General features: G+C 72.9%; 13 protein-coding genes. 6 read left to right on the top strand and 7 right to left on the bottom strand.

Annotated elements, in window-relative coordinates; translation table 11 throughout:
• Positions 1–118: 118 nt before the first annotated feature.
• Positions 119–2,404: an ABC transporter family substrate-binding protein gene (locus ABZO31_RS21810; RefSeq protein WP_406862936.1), complete on the bottom strand. Its 2,286-nt coding sequence runs from the start codon at positions 2,402–2,404 to the stop codon at positions 119–121.
• A gap of 245 nt (positions 2,405–2,649) precedes the next feature.
• Between ABZO31_RS21810 and ABZO31_RS21805 the strand changes: the two genes are divergently transcribed.
• From ABZO31_RS21805 to ABZO31_RS21790, 4 genes are all read left to right on the top strand, one after another.
• Positions 2,650–2,874 (top strand): hypothetical protein, encoded by a 225-nt coding sequence (locus ABZO31_RS21805; RefSeq protein ID WP_406862935.1) that lies wholly within the window; start codon positions 2,650–2,652, stop codon positions 2,872–2,874.
• Positions 2,875–3,019: 145 nt separating this feature from the next.
• On the top strand, positions 3,020–3,847 hold the full coding sequence (locus ABZO31_RS21800) for a hypothetical protein (protein ID WP_406862934.1): 828 nt from the start codon (positions 3,020–3,022) through the stop codon (positions 3,845–3,847).
• A 1-nt stretch (position 3,848) separates the two neighbouring features.
• Entirely contained in the window at positions 3,849–5,744 is a 1,896-nt protein-coding gene (locus ABZO31_RS21795) for a fumarate reductase/succinate dehydrogenase flavoprotein subunit (protein ID WP_406862933.1), read from the top strand.
• Positions 5,741–6,511 carry a succinate dehydrogenase/fumarate reductase iron-sulfur subunit gene (locus ABZO31_RS21790; protein WP_406862932.1) on the top strand — a complete coding sequence of 257 codons (771 nt, stop codon included), beginning with the start codon at positions 5,741–5,743 and terminating at the stop codon, positions 6,509–6,511. Before ABZO31_RS21795 ends, ABZO31_RS21790 begins: the two co-directional genes overlap by 4 nt.
• Before the next feature lie 44 nt (positions 6,512–6,555).
• On the opposite strand, the gene ABZO31_RS21785 is transcribed toward ABZO31_RS21790, so the two are convergent.
• The gene (locus ABZO31_RS21785; protein WP_406862931.1) at positions 6,556–7,575 is read right to left on the bottom strand and encodes a hypothetical protein; all 1,020 of its coding nucleotides are present in this window, start codon (positions 7,573–7,575) and stop codon (positions 6,556–6,558) included.
• A 122-nt stretch (positions 7,576–7,697) separates the two neighbouring features.
• On the opposite strand from ABZO31_RS21785, the gene ABZO31_RS21780 reads away from it, so the two are divergent.
• Together ABZO31_RS21780 and ABZO31_RS21775 are read left to right on the top strand one after the other, a co-directional pair.
• A complete protein-coding gene (locus ABZO31_RS21780; RefSeq protein ID WP_406862930.1) occupies positions 7,698–9,803 on the top strand; it encodes a TPM domain-containing protein in 2,106 nt (701 codons plus the stop codon).
• A 41-nt stretch (positions 9,804–9,844) separates the two neighbouring features.
• Entirely contained in the window at positions 9,845–10,552 is a 708-nt protein-coding gene (locus tag ABZO31_RS21775) for a PspA/IM30 family protein (RefSeq protein ID WP_406862929.1), read from the top strand.
• A gap of 115 nt (positions 10,553–10,667) precedes the next feature.
• Here ABZO31_RS21775 and ABZO31_RS21770 read toward each other — a convergent pair whose 3' ends face one another.
• The 5 genes from ABZO31_RS21770 to ABZO31_RS21750 form a co-directional block, all read right to left on the bottom strand.
• Positions 10,668–13,229, bottom strand: coding sequence for a SpoIIE family protein phosphatase (locus ABZO31_RS21770; RefSeq protein ID WP_406862928.1), 2,562 nt, complete (start codon positions 13,227–13,229; stop codon positions 10,668–10,670).
• A gap of 146 nt (positions 13,230–13,375) precedes the next feature.
• Positions 13,376–13,786, bottom strand: a complete 411-nt coding sequence (locus ABZO31_RS21765) for an ATP-binding protein (protein ID WP_406862927.1) — start codon at positions 13,784–13,786, stop codon at positions 13,376–13,378.
• Between the two features lie 244 nt (positions 13,787–14,030).
• Entirely contained in the window at positions 14,031–14,450 is a 420-nt protein-coding gene (locus tag ABZO31_RS21760) for a (deoxy)nucleoside triphosphate pyrophosphohydrolase (RefSeq protein WP_406862926.1), read from the bottom strand.
• Between the two features lie 43 nt (positions 14,451–14,493).
• On the bottom strand, positions 14,494–14,673 hold the full coding sequence (locus ABZO31_RS21755) for an SPOR domain-containing protein (RefSeq protein WP_406862925.1): 180 nt from the start codon (positions 14,671–14,673) through the stop codon (positions 14,494–14,496).
• Between the two features lie 218 nt (positions 14,674–14,891).
• The gene (locus ABZO31_RS21750) at positions 14,892–15,644 is read right to left on the bottom strand and encodes a GntR family transcriptional regulator (protein ID WP_406862924.1); all 753 of its coding nucleotides are present in this window, start codon (positions 15,642–15,644) and stop codon (positions 14,892–14,894) included.
• Between the last annotated feature and the right edge of the window lie 125 nt (positions 15,645–15,769).

Here is a 15,769-nt window from a genome sequence, read left to right as displayed (position 1 = left end):
GGTCAAGGGCAAGCGTGATGTTGCCCGCCGGCGGGTCCGGCGGGCAAGGGACTTGAGCCGATTCTGAGCTTGCGAAAGGGCGCGGTCGGATCCGCGCCCTCTCCGCGCCCGTTCTGGGTCAGTTCTGCCGGTTCACGGCGCCCTTCCCCGAGTCGGCCTTCTTCCAGCCGATGTCCTGGTAGCGGGGGGCGGCGAAGCCGAAGGCGCCGGCGTTCACGAGGTCGTGGCGCGCGGCGACCAGCTGCGGGCGCTGGTACAGCGGAATCGATCCGGCGGTGGCCCAGATCCGGGCGTCGGCCTGCTTGACCAGCTCGCGGGCCTGCTTCTCGTCCAGCTCCCCGACCGCCTGATCGAACAGCTGGTCGATACGGTCGGTGCCGACCCGGGAGTAGTTCTGCTCCACGAGGAGGGAGCCGTCCGAGGCCGGCTGCGGCTTGGCGAAGATCGGCCGGGCGTCGGTGGCCGGGAAGGCGGAGGCGGGCCAGGAGTACAGGGCCAGGTCGTACTCGCCGGCGGCCACGTGGTCCTTGAAGAAGCTCTCGTCCGGGACCTTGGTGATCGTGGTGCCGATGCCGATCCTGTCGAGCATCTGGGCGATCTTGTCGCCGACCTGGCGCAGCGACTCCGAGCCGGGCCCGGAGGGGAGCACGAAGCGCAGCGAGAGCGCCTTGCCGTCCTTGCCGAGCGGGCCGCCGGCCGCCGGTCCGTCCGCCGCGGGGGCGGCGGTGCCGCGCGGGGCGTACGCGCCGGCCACGGCCTCCTGGTCGCCGGTGAGCGCGCCGGCGGAGGCGAGGCGGGGGGTGTCGCCGGTGCCCGGGACCCGGCCGCCGGGCAGGACGGTGCCGGGCGGGATCTCGCCGGGCTTGTCGTCGCCGACGATGTAGAGGCCGTCGTCGGAGGCGGCGTCGCCGCTGTTCTTCCCGGACGTCTTCTTCTCGGCGGTCTTGTCGGCCGCCTTCTTCTTCTCGGTCGACTCCGCGCCCGCCTTCGTCCCGGCCGGCTTCGTGTTCGCGCCGCCCGGCACCCAGCCGGCGTCGGCGAGCAGCGCCCGCGCCTCCGCCGCGTCCTGCTTGCCGAGCGCGTCGCTGCTGTCGGCGTACGCGGCCTGCCCGGCCAGGGCGAGGTGGCTGCCGGGCGGCTCGGCGGGCAGGCCGAGCGGGGACAGCACGGTCCTGGCCAGTTCGCGGCGGTCGAGGGCGCGGGCCACGGCCCGGCGCACCCGCTCGTCGGCCAGCGGCCCGGACTCGCCGTTCAGCGAGAGCTGCGTGTAGGAGGGCTCCAGGGACTTGCGGACCCGGTAGCGCTCGAGCGCGTTCTGCTCGGCCGCGTACACGGCGACGGCCTGCTGGTTCTTCTTCCGGGCCGCCTGCACGAGCTCGGCCTGCCCGTCGTCGGAGCCGTTCGCCAGCGCCCAGGACTTCAGGGCCGCGGAGGGGGTGATCTGCGCGCCGGGGCCGTGGGTGAGCGGCTTGCCGTGGGCGCCCTCGTCCCGTACCGCGAGCGCGATCCGGTCCGCGGTGGAGCGGTCGACGTCGGCCAGGTCGACGGTGCCCTTGGCGAGGGCCGCGGCGCGCTCGGTGCGCGGTACGGCGGTCAGGACCAGGGCGTCCAGCTTGGCCGTGCGGCCCCACCAGCGCGGGTCGCGGTCGAGGGTGACGGTGCCGGACTTCTTGTCGAGGGCCTTGATCCGGAAGGGGCCGGCGGTCGCCTTGAGCGCGGTGCGCGCGCCCTCGTTGAAGGCGGCCGGGGAGCCCATCACCTCCTTCGGATAGAGGGGGGTGAAGAGGGACTGCCAGTCGGCGTACGGCTTGCCGAAGGTGACCCGCACCTCCAGGTCGTTCTTGCCCTTCTCGATCTTCTCGATGCGCTCGTAGCCGGCGTTGCGGGCGGTCCAGTACGCGGTGTCCCGTCCGCTCAGCGCGCGCCACTGGGCCACGAAGTCCGCCGCGCCGATCTCCCGGCCGTCGCTCCAGACGGCCTGCTGGTTGAGCTTGTAGAGGACGACCTGCTTGGGCTCGCGCTCCACGACCTGCGCGGACTCGAGGTAGTCCGGGTTGAGCACCGGGCGGCCGCGGCCGTCGAGCGTGTACAGCGAGGGCAGTACCGCGCCGGCGACCCGGGCGGTCGCCGCGTCGGCGTCCGCCTGGAAGGAGTTGAGCGTGGTGGGCATCGCGTCCACGGCCCAGCGGACGGTGCCGCCGTCGGCGACCCGGTCGCGGTCGGCCGGCGCCACGTCCTGGGCGGCGAGCGGACGGCCGCCGCCCTCGTCGTCGCCGGAGCTGCATCCGGTGAGCAGGGAGACCGCGAGCACGCCGCCGGAGACCAGCGCGACGGAGCGGAGGGTGCGGGAGCGGGGGCTCCGGGAACCGGTCCTCCCACGAAGAGCGGCGCCGACCTGGGACATGGCTTGTACCTCTTCGTCCTGTTTGGTGGAATTTGGAGATGATCACACCTAATGCCCATACTGAAGAGGAAGGAACGAGCCCGATGACGGCGACACGGCGGCCCGGCCGCCAACCCCACCCGTGCGGCGCAACCGCCGCCTCCCCGGATGAGTGGAATCCCGGCACACGGCTTCCGATCAAGGATGTGACGCGCAACACTCAGGCGGGTGTGTGCCACCCGCGATCGCGGAAGTGAGGGCAACCCATGTCCCTGCAGGACGAGCTGAACGCCGTACGCCGCAGCCTGGACGAGCTGAACCGCAAGGTCCAGGAACTGGAGAAGCGGTCCGGAGCGCAGCCTCCGACGCGCGGCTCCGCGCCGGCGGACACGTCGGGCCTGGTGTCCATCCCGGACACGCCGTACGACGACAAGCTGTGGACGGACTCCGACGACGAGGGCCTCGGCGCCCGCGACCGTCACGCGCCCTGACGGGCGGAGCGAGGGGTGTCGCGGCCGGTCCCCACCGGCCGCGACGCCCCTCGTGACGCCCCGGGCACGCCTCCGCGCGCCCCCGGCACCTTCCTGGCACGTCCCTGGCACGCCTCCGAGCACGGCGGATCCCTAGGAGACCTCCTTGGCCACCGGCACCGAACCACCTCACCTCGCGCCGGGCCGCGGTGTCCACGACGCCTCACGCGCCGCCATCGCCGCCCGGCACCTCCGTACCGACCGCTGGTGGCTCGCGCCCGCCGCCACCGCGGCCGGACTGCTCGCCTTCGTCGTGTACTCGACCTGGCGGGCCTTCGCGAACGCCGACTACTACGCGGCCCCGTACGTCTCGCCGTTCTACTCGCCCTGCCTGGCGGAGAACTGCGTGCCCATGAAGGGCGGGCCCAACTGGGAGATCTTCGGCAGCTGGTGGGGCCTGTCCCCCGCGCTGCTGATCCTGATCTTCCCGCTCGGCTTCCGGCTGACCTGCTACTACTACCGCAAGGCGTACTACCGGGGCTTCTGGGCCTCTCCCCCGGCCTGCGCGGTCGCCGAGCCGCACGGCTCGTACTCCGGTGAGACCCGCTTCCCGCTGATCCTGCAGAACGCGCACCGGTACTTCTTCTACACCGCGCTGCCGGTCGCCGGGATCCTCACCTACGACACCGTGCTCGCCTTCCGCGACGAGACGTACGCGTGGGGCCACGCCGGGCTCGGCACGGTCGTCTTCCTGGTCAACATCGTGCTGATCTGGGCGTACACGCTGTCCTGCCACTCCTGCCGGCACATCGTCGGCGGACGGCTGAAGCACTTCTCGAAGCATCCCGTGCGGTACCGGCTGTGGACCTGGGTGGGGAAGCTCAACACCCGCCACATGCAGCTCGCCTGGGCCTCGCTGTTCAGCGTCGCGCTCGCCGACCTGTACGTGTATCTGCTCGCCACCGGCGCCTTCGACGACCCGAGGATCTTCTGACATGGCACAGGTCGACCGACAGCAGTGGGACGTCGTGGTGGTGGGCGCGGGGGGTGCCGGGCTGCGCGCCGCCATAGAGGCGCGCGAGCGGGGCGCCCGTACGGCGGTGATCTGCAAGTCCCTCTTCGGCAAGGCGCACACGGTGATGGCGGAGGGCGGCATCGCGGCCGCCATGGCCAACGCGAACGCGCACGACTCCTGGGAGGTCCACTTCCGCGACACCATGCGCGGCGGCAAGTTCCTCAACCAGTGGCGGATGGCCGAGCTGCACGCGCAGGAGGCACCGGAGCGGGTCTGGGAGCTGGAGACCTGGGGCGCGCTCTTCGACCGGACGGCGGACGGGCGGATCTCGCAGCGGAACTTCGGCGGACACGAGTACCCGCGGCTCGCGCACGTCGGCGACCGGACGGGCCTGGAGCTGATCCGCACGCTCCAGCAGAAGATCGTGCAACTGCAGCAGAAGGACTTCGCGGAGACCGGCGACCACGAGTCGGGGCTGAAGGTCTTCCAGGAGTGCACGGTCACCCGCGTGTTGCAGGACGAGAGCGGCCGGGTGACGGGGGTCTTCTGCTACGAGCGCGAGAGCGGGAAGTTCTTCGTCCTGGAAGCCCCCGCCGTGGTCCTCGCCACCGGCGGGATCGGCAAGTCCTTCAAGGTGACCTCGAACTCCTGGGAGTACACCGGCGACGGGCACGCCCTGGCGCTGCTGGCGGGGGCGCCGCTGCTGAACATGGAGTTCGTGCAGTTCCATCCGACCGGGATGGTCTGGCCGCCGTCGGTGAAGGGGATCCTCGTCACCGAGTCGGTGCGCGGTGACGGCGGGGTGCTGCGGAACTCCGAGGGCAAACGGTTCATGTTCGACTACGTCCCGGACGTCTTCAAGGAGAAGTACGCGGAGACGGAGGAGGAGGGCGACCGCTGGTACGAGGACCCGGAGAACAACCGGCGGCCGCCGGAACTGCTGCCCCGTGACGAGGTGGCGCGGGCGATCAACGCCGAGGTGAAGGCGGGCCGGGGCTCGCCGCACGGCGGGGTGTTCCTGGACGTGTCGACGCGGATGCCGGCGGAGGTGATCCGTCGCCGGCTGCCCTCGATGTACCACCAGTTCAAGGAGCTGGCGGACGTGGACATCACGGCGGAGGCGATGGAGGTCGGGCCGACCTGCCACTACGTGATGGGCGGGATCGCCGTCGACTCGGAGTCGGCCGCGACGGTCGGGGTCCCCGGGCTCTTCGCGGCCGGCGAGGTCGCGGGCGGGATGCACGGCTCGAACCGGCTGGGCGGCAACTCGCTCTCGGACCTGCTGGTCTTCGGGCGGCGGGCGGGGCTGCACGCGGCGCGGTACGCGGCGTCCGCCGGGTCCGGTCCGGAGGTTTCCGCGGCCGCGGTGGACGCGGCGGCCGAGGAGGCGCTGGCCCCGTTCGGGGCGGAGGCGTCGGACGAGGGCCCGGTGGAGAACCCGTACGCGCTCCACCAGGAGCTGCAGCAGACGATGAACGACCTGGTCGGGATCATCCGGCGCGAGGGCGAGATGGCCGAGGCGCTGGAGCGGCTCGCGGTGCTGCGGGAGCGGGCGCGGCGGACCGGGGTCGAGGGCCACCGGCAGTTCAACCCCGGCTGGCACCTGGCCCTGGACCTGCGGAACATGCTGCTGGTCAGCGAGTGCGTGGCCCGGTCCGCCCTGGAGCGCACGGAGAGCCGGGGCGGGCACACCCGGGAGGACTACCCGGCGATGGACCGCTCCTGGCGGGCGGCGAACCTGCTGTGCCGGCTGCGGAAGGACAGGACCGGCGTGGACCTGGAGCGGGTCACCACGGAACCGGTCCGCCCGGACCTGCTCGCGCTCTTCGAGAAGGACGAACTGGCCAAGTACCTCGCGGACGAGGAGTTGTCGTGACGACCTATGACGCGCACTTCCGGGTGTGGCGGGGTGACGCCGACGGCGGGGAGCTGCGGGACTTCTCGGTGGCGGTGCACGACGGCGAGGTGGTCCTCGACATCGTGCACCGGCTGCAGGCCACGCAGACGCCGGACCTGGCGGTGCGGTGGAACTGCAAGGCGGGCAAGTGCGGTTCGTGCTCGGCGGAGATCAACGGGCGGCCGCGGCTGATGTGCATGACGCGGATGTCGGTCTTCGGCCGGGACGAGACGATCACCATCACCCCGCTGCGGGCCTTCCCCGTGGTGCGGGACCTGGTGACGGACGTGTCCTTCAACTACGCGAAGGCCCGCGAGATCCCGGCCTTCGTCCCGCCGCCCGGTGTGAAGCCCGGCGAGTACCGGATGGCGCAGGAGGACGTCGCGCGCTCGCAGGAGTTCCGCAAGTGCATCGAGTGCTTCCTGTGCCAGGACACCTGCCACGTGGTCCGCGACCACGAGGAGAACAAGCCCGCCTTCGCCGGCCCCCGCTTCCTGATGCGCATCGCCGAGCTGGACATGCACCCCCTGGACGCGGCCGAGGAGACCGGCCTGGACCGCAAGCGCACCGCCCAGGAGGACCACGGCCTCGGCTACTGCAACATCACCAAGTGCTGCACGGAGGTCTGCCCGGAGGACATCCACATCACCGACAACGCCCTGATCCCCCTGAAGGAACGCGCCGTCGACCGCAAGTACGACCCCCTGGTCTGGCTCGGCAACAAGATCGGCAGACGGAAGAGCTGACCGGCGGGACGGTCCGGGTGCCCGCGGGCCCCGGACCGTCCGGTTCAGTGCCAGCCCTCGCGATAGGCGGTCCAGTCCCCCTCCTCCGCGGCGAAGTCCACATAGAGGGCCACGCCGAAGCGCTTGCGGCCGGGGTCGGCGGCGGTCAGGCCCAGGCGGGTACCCCGGACGGCGGCGGCGACCGTCTCGGCGGAGTCATGGTGCCCGAGGTCGTCCTCGTGGAAGAAGGGCAGACCCATCAGCAGGTCGGTGTCCTCCGGCGTGACCTCCAGCGCCAGCTCCGTCTGCTGCGCGACGTAGCCGCCGTACATCACCTCCAGCGGCATCCACGTGTCGTACGACATGACGGCGATCTGGTCGACCCGGCGGGCGACCTGGCCGAAGAACTCCTGCGACCACCACTTCTCGCTGCCGGACAGCGCGCCCACCACCGTGTGCGCGGCCGGCAGCGGGTCTATCTGATGGGCGGCCACCGAGAGCTGGGCCCTGCGGGCGCGGGTCAGCTCGCGCAGGTCGTCCAGGAGGGAGAGGTAGTGCGCGTCGCCGGAGTGGAGGGGTTCGAGGTCGAAGTGGACGCCCTCGAAGCCCGCGTCGAGGATCTGGCGCGCGGACGCCACCACGGCCGCCCGGGACTCCGTCTGCTCCAGGCGCAGGCCGTCCGGGCCCTCGGTCGCGAGGATGTCGCCGAGCCAGGCCTGGACCCGTATCCCCGGCATCGTGCGGTGCACGGCGTCGATCAGCCACTTCGCCCGCGGGTACCGGTCCGCGGGCAGCGTGCCGTCGTGCTCCAGCGGACCCGCGTGCACGTACAGGTCGCGTATCCCGGTGCCCTTGATCCGCGCGGCGAAGGCCGCCACGTCGGCGTCCTTCTTGCGGCCGTCCACCCAGGCGTGGCCCAGCCAGATCGCGTCCTTGCCGCGGGACGTCGTGCCCTCCGCCACGTCACCCGCGTAGGTCACCCGCAGCGCGGCGTACGCGCCCAGGGGCGGGAGCACCAGCAGCAGAGCCAGGGCGAGGACGATCCAGCGGCCCCTGCGCCACCATTTCCGTACACGTTGCTGCACCGGACCCCCCGGGTGTCGTGCCGTCACTGCTTCGAGACGATCACCACCCTAGAGGTCGCTACTGACAGTGACCGTCCGGCGTCGGGTCGCGAGGGGGCGAGTCCGCGCATAGCCTCCCGAATGTGACACGACGAGCCACCCGGGGTGCCGCCCGTGCCCTCCTCGCGCTGCTCGCGGCGGCATGGTGGCTGAGCGTGCCCGCCGCCCCCGGCGCCCTGGCCGAGGACCCCGTCGTGCTCTCCCGGGAAGGCCAGATCACCGACCGCGTCGACGCCCTCGGGCAGCGCCGCACCTCCGTCGCCGCCGCGCTCGACCGGCTCTACGACGCGCGGCGGCTGCAGCTCTTCGTCGTCTACGTACGGGACTTCTCCGGCCGCCCCGCCCAGGACTGGGCCGACGCCACCGCCGAGCGCAACGGCCTCGGCCGCGACGACGTGCTGCTCGCCGTCGCCACCCACGACCGCCAGTACGCGTACTCGGTGGACGCCGGCTCGCCGCTCACCGACCCGCAGCTCGACGACGTCGCCCGGACCGCGATCGAGCCCCCGCTGCGGCAGAACGACTGGGCCGGCGCCGCGATCGGCGCGGCGAACGGCTACGACGCCGTGCTCGGCGGGCAGCCCGTGCCCGTCCCCGGCATCAGCCCCGGCCCCGCCGACCCCGGCGGCGGCGACGCGGACACCGTCGAGGCGAGCGACTACGTGCTGCCGGTGACCGTCGTGGGTCTCGCGGCGGCCGGCGCGGCGTATCTGGTCAGCCGCCGGGCCGGGCGCCGGCGCGCCGCCGGTCCCGCCGCGCCCGCGCCGCCGGCCTGGGGCGCCCCCAAGCAGCCCGCCCCCACCCCGCTGCCCGAGCTGGACGGGCAGGCCCGCCGGGCCCTGGTCGCCGCGGACGACGCCGTCCGCACCAGCCAGGAGGAACTGGGCTTCGCCACCGCCCAGTTCGGCGAGGAGGCGGTCGCTCCCTTCACGGAGGCCGTGCGGTACGCGCAGGACGAGCTGACGGCCGCGTTCCGGCTGCGCCAGGCGCTCGACGACGCCTACCCCGAGGACGACGCGACCCGCCGGTCCATGCTCGACGAGATCCTGCGCCGCTGTGCCGACGCCGACGCCCGCCTCGACGCCGTCGCCGAGGACTTCGACCGGCTGCGCGACCTGGAGCGGGACGCCCCGCGGGCCCTGGAGGCCGCCGATGCCGCGTACCGCGCGCAGGTCGCGCGGATCGGCACGGCCGAGGCGGCCCTGGAGGCGATGCGGCAGCGGTACGCGGAGTCCGCCGCGGCGCCGGTCGCGAGCGACGCCGCGCAGGCCAAGGACCGGCTGGTGTTCGCCACCACCAACCTCGACCGGGCCCGCGAGGCGGTGGCCGCGGGCGGGAACGCCGTCGCGGCGGTGCACATCAGGGCCGCCGAGGGCGCTGTCGACCAGGCCGCCCGGCTGATCGAGGCCGTCGACCGGCGCGCCCGGGAACTGGCGGAGGCGGTGGGCCGGCTGTCGGTGGCGCTCACCGAGACCGAGGCCGATCTCGCCGACGCGCACGGCCTGTTGCAGGCCGCGCGGGACTCGGCTGACCTGCGCGGCCGGGTGGCCCGCGCGGAGTCCGTCCTGGCGGACGTGCGACGGGTCGTCGAGGCGGGACGGTACGACCCGCTCGACGCGCTGCGGCGGGTGGAGGAGGCCGACGCGGCGCTGGACGAGGCGCTGGCGGGGGTCCGCGAGCGCGAGGCGGGCGCGGGGCGGGCCCGCGTCCTGCTGGACCAGGCGCTGCTGACCGCGCGGTCCGCGGTCGGCGCGGCGGCGGACTACGTGACGACGCACCGCGGCGCGGTCGGCAGCGAGGCCCGCACCCGGCTGGCCGAGGCGCAGCGGCGGCTCGACCGGGCCGGGCAGCTCGCGGAGAGCGGCGACCCGCAGGCCGCGCTGACGGAGGCCCAGCAGGCGGACGCCCTGGCCCGGCAGGCGCAGGAGCTGGCGGAGCAGGACGTACGCGGCTACGGATACCCGGGCCCGTCCCGTACGGCCGGCGGCTCCGGCCTCGGCGGCGCGGTGCTCGGCGGCATCATCCTGGGCGGCCTGTTCGGGGGCGGCGGAGGCGGCGGGGGCGGGGGCGGCCGCGGTGGGTTCGGCGGGGGTGGCTTCGGCGGCGGTTTCGGCGGGGGCGGGCCCGGTCCCGGCAGTTTCGGCGGCGGGGGCACCCGCGGCCGGCGGGGCGGAGGCGGCCGGTTCTGACGACGTACCTCCCCCACGTACGAGCACAAGGAGCGGCACCCATGAGCAAGCAGACGATCCTGGGCCGGGTCACCCAGCTGGCCAAGGCCAACATCCACGCCCTGCTCGACCAGGCCGAGGACCCGCAGAAGATGCTGGACCAGTTGATCCGCGAGTACACGGACAACATCCGCGAGGCGGAGGAGGCGGTGGCGGCGACCATCGGCAATCTGCGGCTGATGGAGCAGGACCACCGGGAGGACGTGGCCGCGGCGCAGGAGTGGGGGACGAAGGCGCTGGCCGCCAGCCGCAAGGGGGACGAGCTGCGGGCGGCGGGGCAGACGGCGGAGGCGGACCGCTTCGACAACCTGGCGAAGGTCGCGCTCGGCCGCCAGCTCCAGTCGGAGAAGGAGGCGAAGTCGGCCGAGCCGACGATCGCGGCCCAGACCGAGGTGGTGGACAAGCTCAAGTCCGGCCTGGACCGGATGAAGGCCAAGCTGACCGAGCTGCAGGCCAAGCGCGACGAACTCGTGGCCCGCGCCCGCTCGGCGCAGGCGCAGAACACGATGCTGGACGCGGTGAAGAACATCGACGTCCTGGACCCGACGAGCGACCTGGCGCGGTTCGAGGAGAAGGTCCGGCGCGAGGAAGCCCGCGCGGCGGGCAAGCAGGAACTGGCCGCGTCCTCGTTGGACGCCCAGTTCGAGCAACTGGAGACGCTCACCGACTCGGCGGAGATCGAGGCGCGGCTGGCAGCCTTGAAGAGCTGAGGCCCTCGGGGTGAGCGCCCCGGAGCAGTCACCGCCCTCCGGGGCTCGTGCCCACCCGTTCCCCCCGGACTCCGTCCGGGGGACCCCACTGCGGAACGACGGCCCACAAGCGGCCTCAGAACATGCTCAGCAGTTGCTCCACCGTCGGTTCCGCGTTGTTGTCGCCGTCCGGGAGGGGGAGTTCGAACCAGACCGTCTTGCCGCGGTGGGTGCGGCGGGAGCCCCAGGCGGCGCTCAGGAGGCCGACCAGCTGCAGGCCGCGGCCGCCCTCGTCGGTGTCGCGGGCGCGGCGGCGGCGAGGCTGGACCAGGCCCGAGTCCCAGACCTCGCAGACCAGGGTGCGGTCGCGCAGCAGGCGGAGGCGGATGTCGCCCTCGCCGTACCGGAGCGCGTTGGTGACCAGTTCGCTGACGAGCAGTTCGACCGTGTCCACCAGCGGTTCGAGGTCCCAGGCGGTGAGCTGGCCGCGGGCCAGCTCGCGGGCCTTGCCGACCGAGCGGGGCTCGCGAGGCAGGCTCCAGTCACCGACGGCCTCGGCGGGCAGGCCCTGTATACGGGCCATCAGCAGGGCGATGTCGTCCTGGCCGTGCCCGGTGTCCAGGGTGTTCAGGACGTGGTCGCAGACGTCCTCGAGGGCGGGCCGGCCCGGCTCGGTCAGGGCCCGCCGGAAGGCGTTCATGCCCTCGTCGAGCGGATGGTCGCGGGACTCGACGAGCCCGTCGGTGTACAGGGCGAGCAGCGCGCCCTCCGGGAGCTCGACCTCGACCTCCTCGAACGGCTCCCCGCCGACGCCGAGGGGCATGCCCGGCGGCACGTCGAGCAGCATCGCCCGCTCGCCCGGCTCGACGAGAACCGGCGGCAGATGGCCCGCGTTGGCGAAGGTGCAGCGCCGGGTGACCGGGTCGTAGACCGCGTACACGCAGGTGGCGAGGTACACCTCGGCGAGCTCGGGGCCGCGGGTCTTGTGGGCCCGCCCGCTCGTCTGCGCCCCGGCGGGCGCGCCGAGCCCGCGGGCGATCTCGTCGAGGTGGGACAGGACCTCCGCAGGTTCGAGGTCCAGCTGGGCCAGCGTGCGGACCGCGGTGCGCAGTTCGCCCATGGCGACGGCGGCGCGCAGGCCGCGGCCCATCACGTCGCCGATGACGAGGGCGGTGCGGTGGCCGGGGAGTTCGATGACGTCGAACCAGTCGCCGCCGACCTCGGTGGCCGCGTTGCCGGGCAGGTACCGGCAGGCGATGTCGAGGCCGGCGGCCTCGGGGTCGCCGGGCGGCAGCAGGCTGCGCTGCAGGATCAGGGCCCGCTCGTGCTCGCGCCGGTACAGCCGGGCGTTGTCGATACAGACGGCCGCGCGGGCGGCGAGCTCGACGGCGAGCGCCCGGTCACGCTCGCCGAACGGCTCGCTGCCCTTGGCGCGGGAGAACTGCACCAGGCCGACGACGGTGTCGTGGGCGACCATCGGCACGGTGAGCGTGGACTGGACGAGGCTGCCCTCGGGCCCGGGCACGGTGCGCACCCGGCCGGTGCGCAGGGCGCTCGCGCAGGGGGAGTTGAACGGGTAACGGTGGACGGAGCCGAGCTCGACGGACCCGTCCTCGCAGCCGCCCGGTACGGAGCGCAGCTCCACCGGCGCGTCGGAGACGGCACTGGCGAAGGCGACCCGGCGCAGTTCGGCGCTGCCCGCCCCGTAGCCGACGTCCTGCGGGGAGCCCCAGCGGCCGGGCGGGGCCTCGTCGCCGGTGAGCAGTCCCTGGTACAGGTCGACGGAGGCGAGGTCGCAGAAGCCGGGGACGGCCACGTCGAGCAGCTCGCGGGCGGTGGCCTCCAGGTCCAGCGAGTTCCCGATCCGGGCGCCGGCCTCGTTGAGCAGCGCGAGGTTGCGGCGGGCGCTGGCGGCCTCGCGGGCCGCGTTGTGTCTGCGGGTGACGTCGATGCCGAGGCCGGCGACGCCGATGGGGCGTCCGGAACCGCTGTGCACCCGGTACAGGTTGATCGACCAGTGGCGGCGGTCGGTGCTGCCGGGCGGGGCGCCGATGATCTGGAGTTCGGTGACGGACTCGCCGGTCTCCAGGACCCGCTTGAGCGCGGCGGTCAGCCGGTCGGCCTCGGGGCGGGCGAGGTAGTCGTGGACGGTGCGGCCCCGGTGGTCGTCGGCGGAGCCGCCGAAGACGGTGGCGAAGCGCTGGTTGGCGCGCTGCACGGTGAGGTCGGTGCCGAACAGCAGGAAGCCGAAGGGCGATTGACCGAAAATCGCCTGCGAGGCGGCGAGGTCGGTCTCGATCTGACGCAGCGCCCGGACGTCCACGACGATGCACAGCGCGGCCCGGTCACCGGTCCTGGTCTCACTGGGCATCACATACATCTCGGCGATGCCGTGCGGACGGCCCTGCCCGGGGATCCGGAACGGGACGAGGCCGGTCCATTCCTTGCCGTCGAGTATCTCCGCGATCCTGCGATGACCGCGCTCGCGCAGCTCACGGGGCAGAAACGCCTCGACCGGGTCCTTGCCCATGGCCTCGTCGACAGGCACGCCGAACAGCTCGACGGCGCGCCGGCTCCACTGGTCGACGAGCCCGTCGGGCCCGATCGAGAAGGAGGCGACCCTGATGTAGTCGTAGATCGAGCCAGGCGGGTTGCTCTGCCACACGACGCCGCTCGCCGTCCCAGGTATCTCGCTCACGCGACCGTCCCCTCCAGCTCACCGCACCGGACCGGCCATGCACGCAGTATTCAGCACTACGGCCCCGGTCGGCACGACGTTCACGATCACAGGGTGGTCTCGTTCATTTCAAGCCGGGTCCCGTGATCGAAAGTCCCTCCTGTCTTCTAACCAGGGAGAGCCAGCTCGAACCACACGGTCTTTCCCGTCCTGCCCTTGCGGGTGCCCCAGCGGCGAGCGGAACAGGCCACCAGCTGCAGGCCACGGCCACCTTCGTCGTCGGGTCCGGCGTCGCGTTCCAGCGGAGGATCCGGAAGCGGATCGGAGACCTCCACGAGCAGGCCGGGGTGTCCGTCGCCGTTGGGCTGCTGCCGGACGAGGCGCACGCCGATCGGACCGGAGGCGTGCTGCAGCGAGTTCGTGACCAGTTCGGAGACGAGGAGCACGGTCACGTCGCGGACGTTCGGGTCGATGCGCCAGGTCCGCAGGGTGTCGCGGACCACGTGACGGGCCGCGCGCACGGCGTCCGCCTCCGCCGGGAAGTTCCACTCGGCGCGGTGGCCCTCGTTGTCGATCACGCGACCACTTCCCCAGACCCAGCGGGAGACCTGTGTCCCTTTTCAGAGGGTTAATGGGCACATACCCGATATTTGGGGCGGGATATCGCAGGTTTCCCGGCCGGGGTGCACGGTGACGCGAACGGCGTACGGGCATGAGCACGCGCCCCACCGTACGAGTGCCCGCTCCGCGCGTCACGATGCATCCCGGCGTCGTGACGCGCCTTCCGTCCGGCGGCGCGTCCTCGCGTCGCGACGCCCCGCTCTACGCGTCCGCCGCGGGCCACAGCCGGGCGGCGACCGCGGCGACCGCGGGGCGGTCGGCGTCGAGCCAGTCCACCGACTCCAGCTCGTCGCGGCCGAGCCAGCGCACCTCGTCGTGCTCCTGCTGGGGCTCCGGCTCGCCCGCGAGCAGCCGTGTCGTCCAGACCCGCATGACGTAACCGGGCTTGAGCGGCCACTCGCCGGGGATCCGCTCACCCGGCTCGGTGTCCACGCCCAGTTCCTCGCGCAACTCGCGCACCAGCGCCTTCTCGGCGCTCTCCCCCGGTTCGAGCTTGCCGCCCGGCAGTTCCCAGCGGCCGGCCAGCTCGGGCGGGGTGCTGCGGCGCGCGGCCAGCAGACGCCCCCGTTCGTACAGCGCTCCGGCGACCACCACCACGTGGTCGGCGTTGTGATCGGTCATGGGCCGGAGCCTAGCCCGGAGGTCCGGGCGGGGAGGACGGCGGTCAGAGCGCGGGCTGCCCGATGCGCTCCACCCAGTAGAGCTGCTTGTGTCCGCGGTCGTCGAGACTGTCGGCGATCTTCTGCGCCTCGTCCTTGGTGGCGTAACGGCCCACGCGATAGCGGTTGCCGTTGTCGTCCTGACGTATGACCAGCCAGGGGAGGACAGCGTTGCCCTCAGTCATAGGAGCCCTCCCTCCGCCGGTCCGCGCACCGTCGACGATCCCCAGGAAACCGCAATCCGCATATGCCCGAGCTTACGCCTGACCTTTACTCAGCGGATCGAGGTTTTCACAAAGAGATACGGATCCGGCCAGTCGGCGGCACCGAGTGCCGCGTCGGCACGGAAGTCGCACGGGAGTCGGCACGGGAGGCGAGGGAAGCGAGGGGAGTCGAGGGTCCGTCAGCGGACCGGAAGGTGGTAGGCGATGCGGTAGCGGTCGGCGGGAACGACCACGTCGGCGGTCTCGACCGCGCGGCCGGAGGCGTAGAAGGTGCGCTCCAGGACGAGGACCACATGACCGGGAACACCGCCGAGGGTGAGGAGCTCCTCGGCGAGGCCGGGACGGGCGCCGACCTCCTCCACCACGTTGTCGACGACGACGTCGATCGCGGCCATCCGCTCGACGACGCCGCAGCCGCCCAACGGCCCCTCCTCGGGAAGCATCACGGGCGTGCGGCCGGTGACGGCCAGCGGCTCCCACGACGTGGAGAGCATCATCGCCTCGCCGGCGTCCCGGTACACGTACCGCGTGCGCATCACGCGCTCGCCGGGCTCGACGCCGAGCCGGGCGGCGGTCGCGGCGCTCGCCGGCTCCTGCTCGCTGCTGGACTCCCAGGTGCCGCGGGTGCCTTCCTCGGCCTGCTCCTGACGGAACGGGTTGGCGCCGGTCGGCGGCCGGTTGCCCGAGCGGAAGACACGGCGCGGCACGGGTCGTTCGCGTACGTACGTGCCCGAGCCGGAGCGGCCCTCGACCAGCCCCTCCGCCATCAGCACCTTGCGGGCCTCGAGGGCGACGGTGTCCGAGACCCCGTACTCCTCGCGGATGCGGGCCTGCGAGGGAAGGCGGGCGTGCGGGGGCAGCGAACCGTTCGCGATCTTCTCTCTCAGATCGCTCGCCACGCGGAGATACGCCGGCTGCTCACCGAACGTCACTGGACACTCCCCTCAGGTTGACGGACAGCTACAGACTGACAACCGTCGGTCGCACCCCGCAAGCATGGGCCAGAGTTTCACTCGATGTGATGATCTTCCTCTGCGCTGGGGTTTACCCGCGGTAG

Source organism: Streptomyces solicamelliae (assembly GCF_045348655.1).
GTDB classification, from domain to species: domain Bacteria; phylum Actinomycetota; class Actinomycetes; order Streptomycetales; family Streptomycetaceae; genus Streptomyces; species Streptomyces solicamelliae.
The sequence above is the reverse complement of the archived record's forward strand: the minus strand, read 5'-3'. Positions and strand labels throughout refer to the sequence as shown.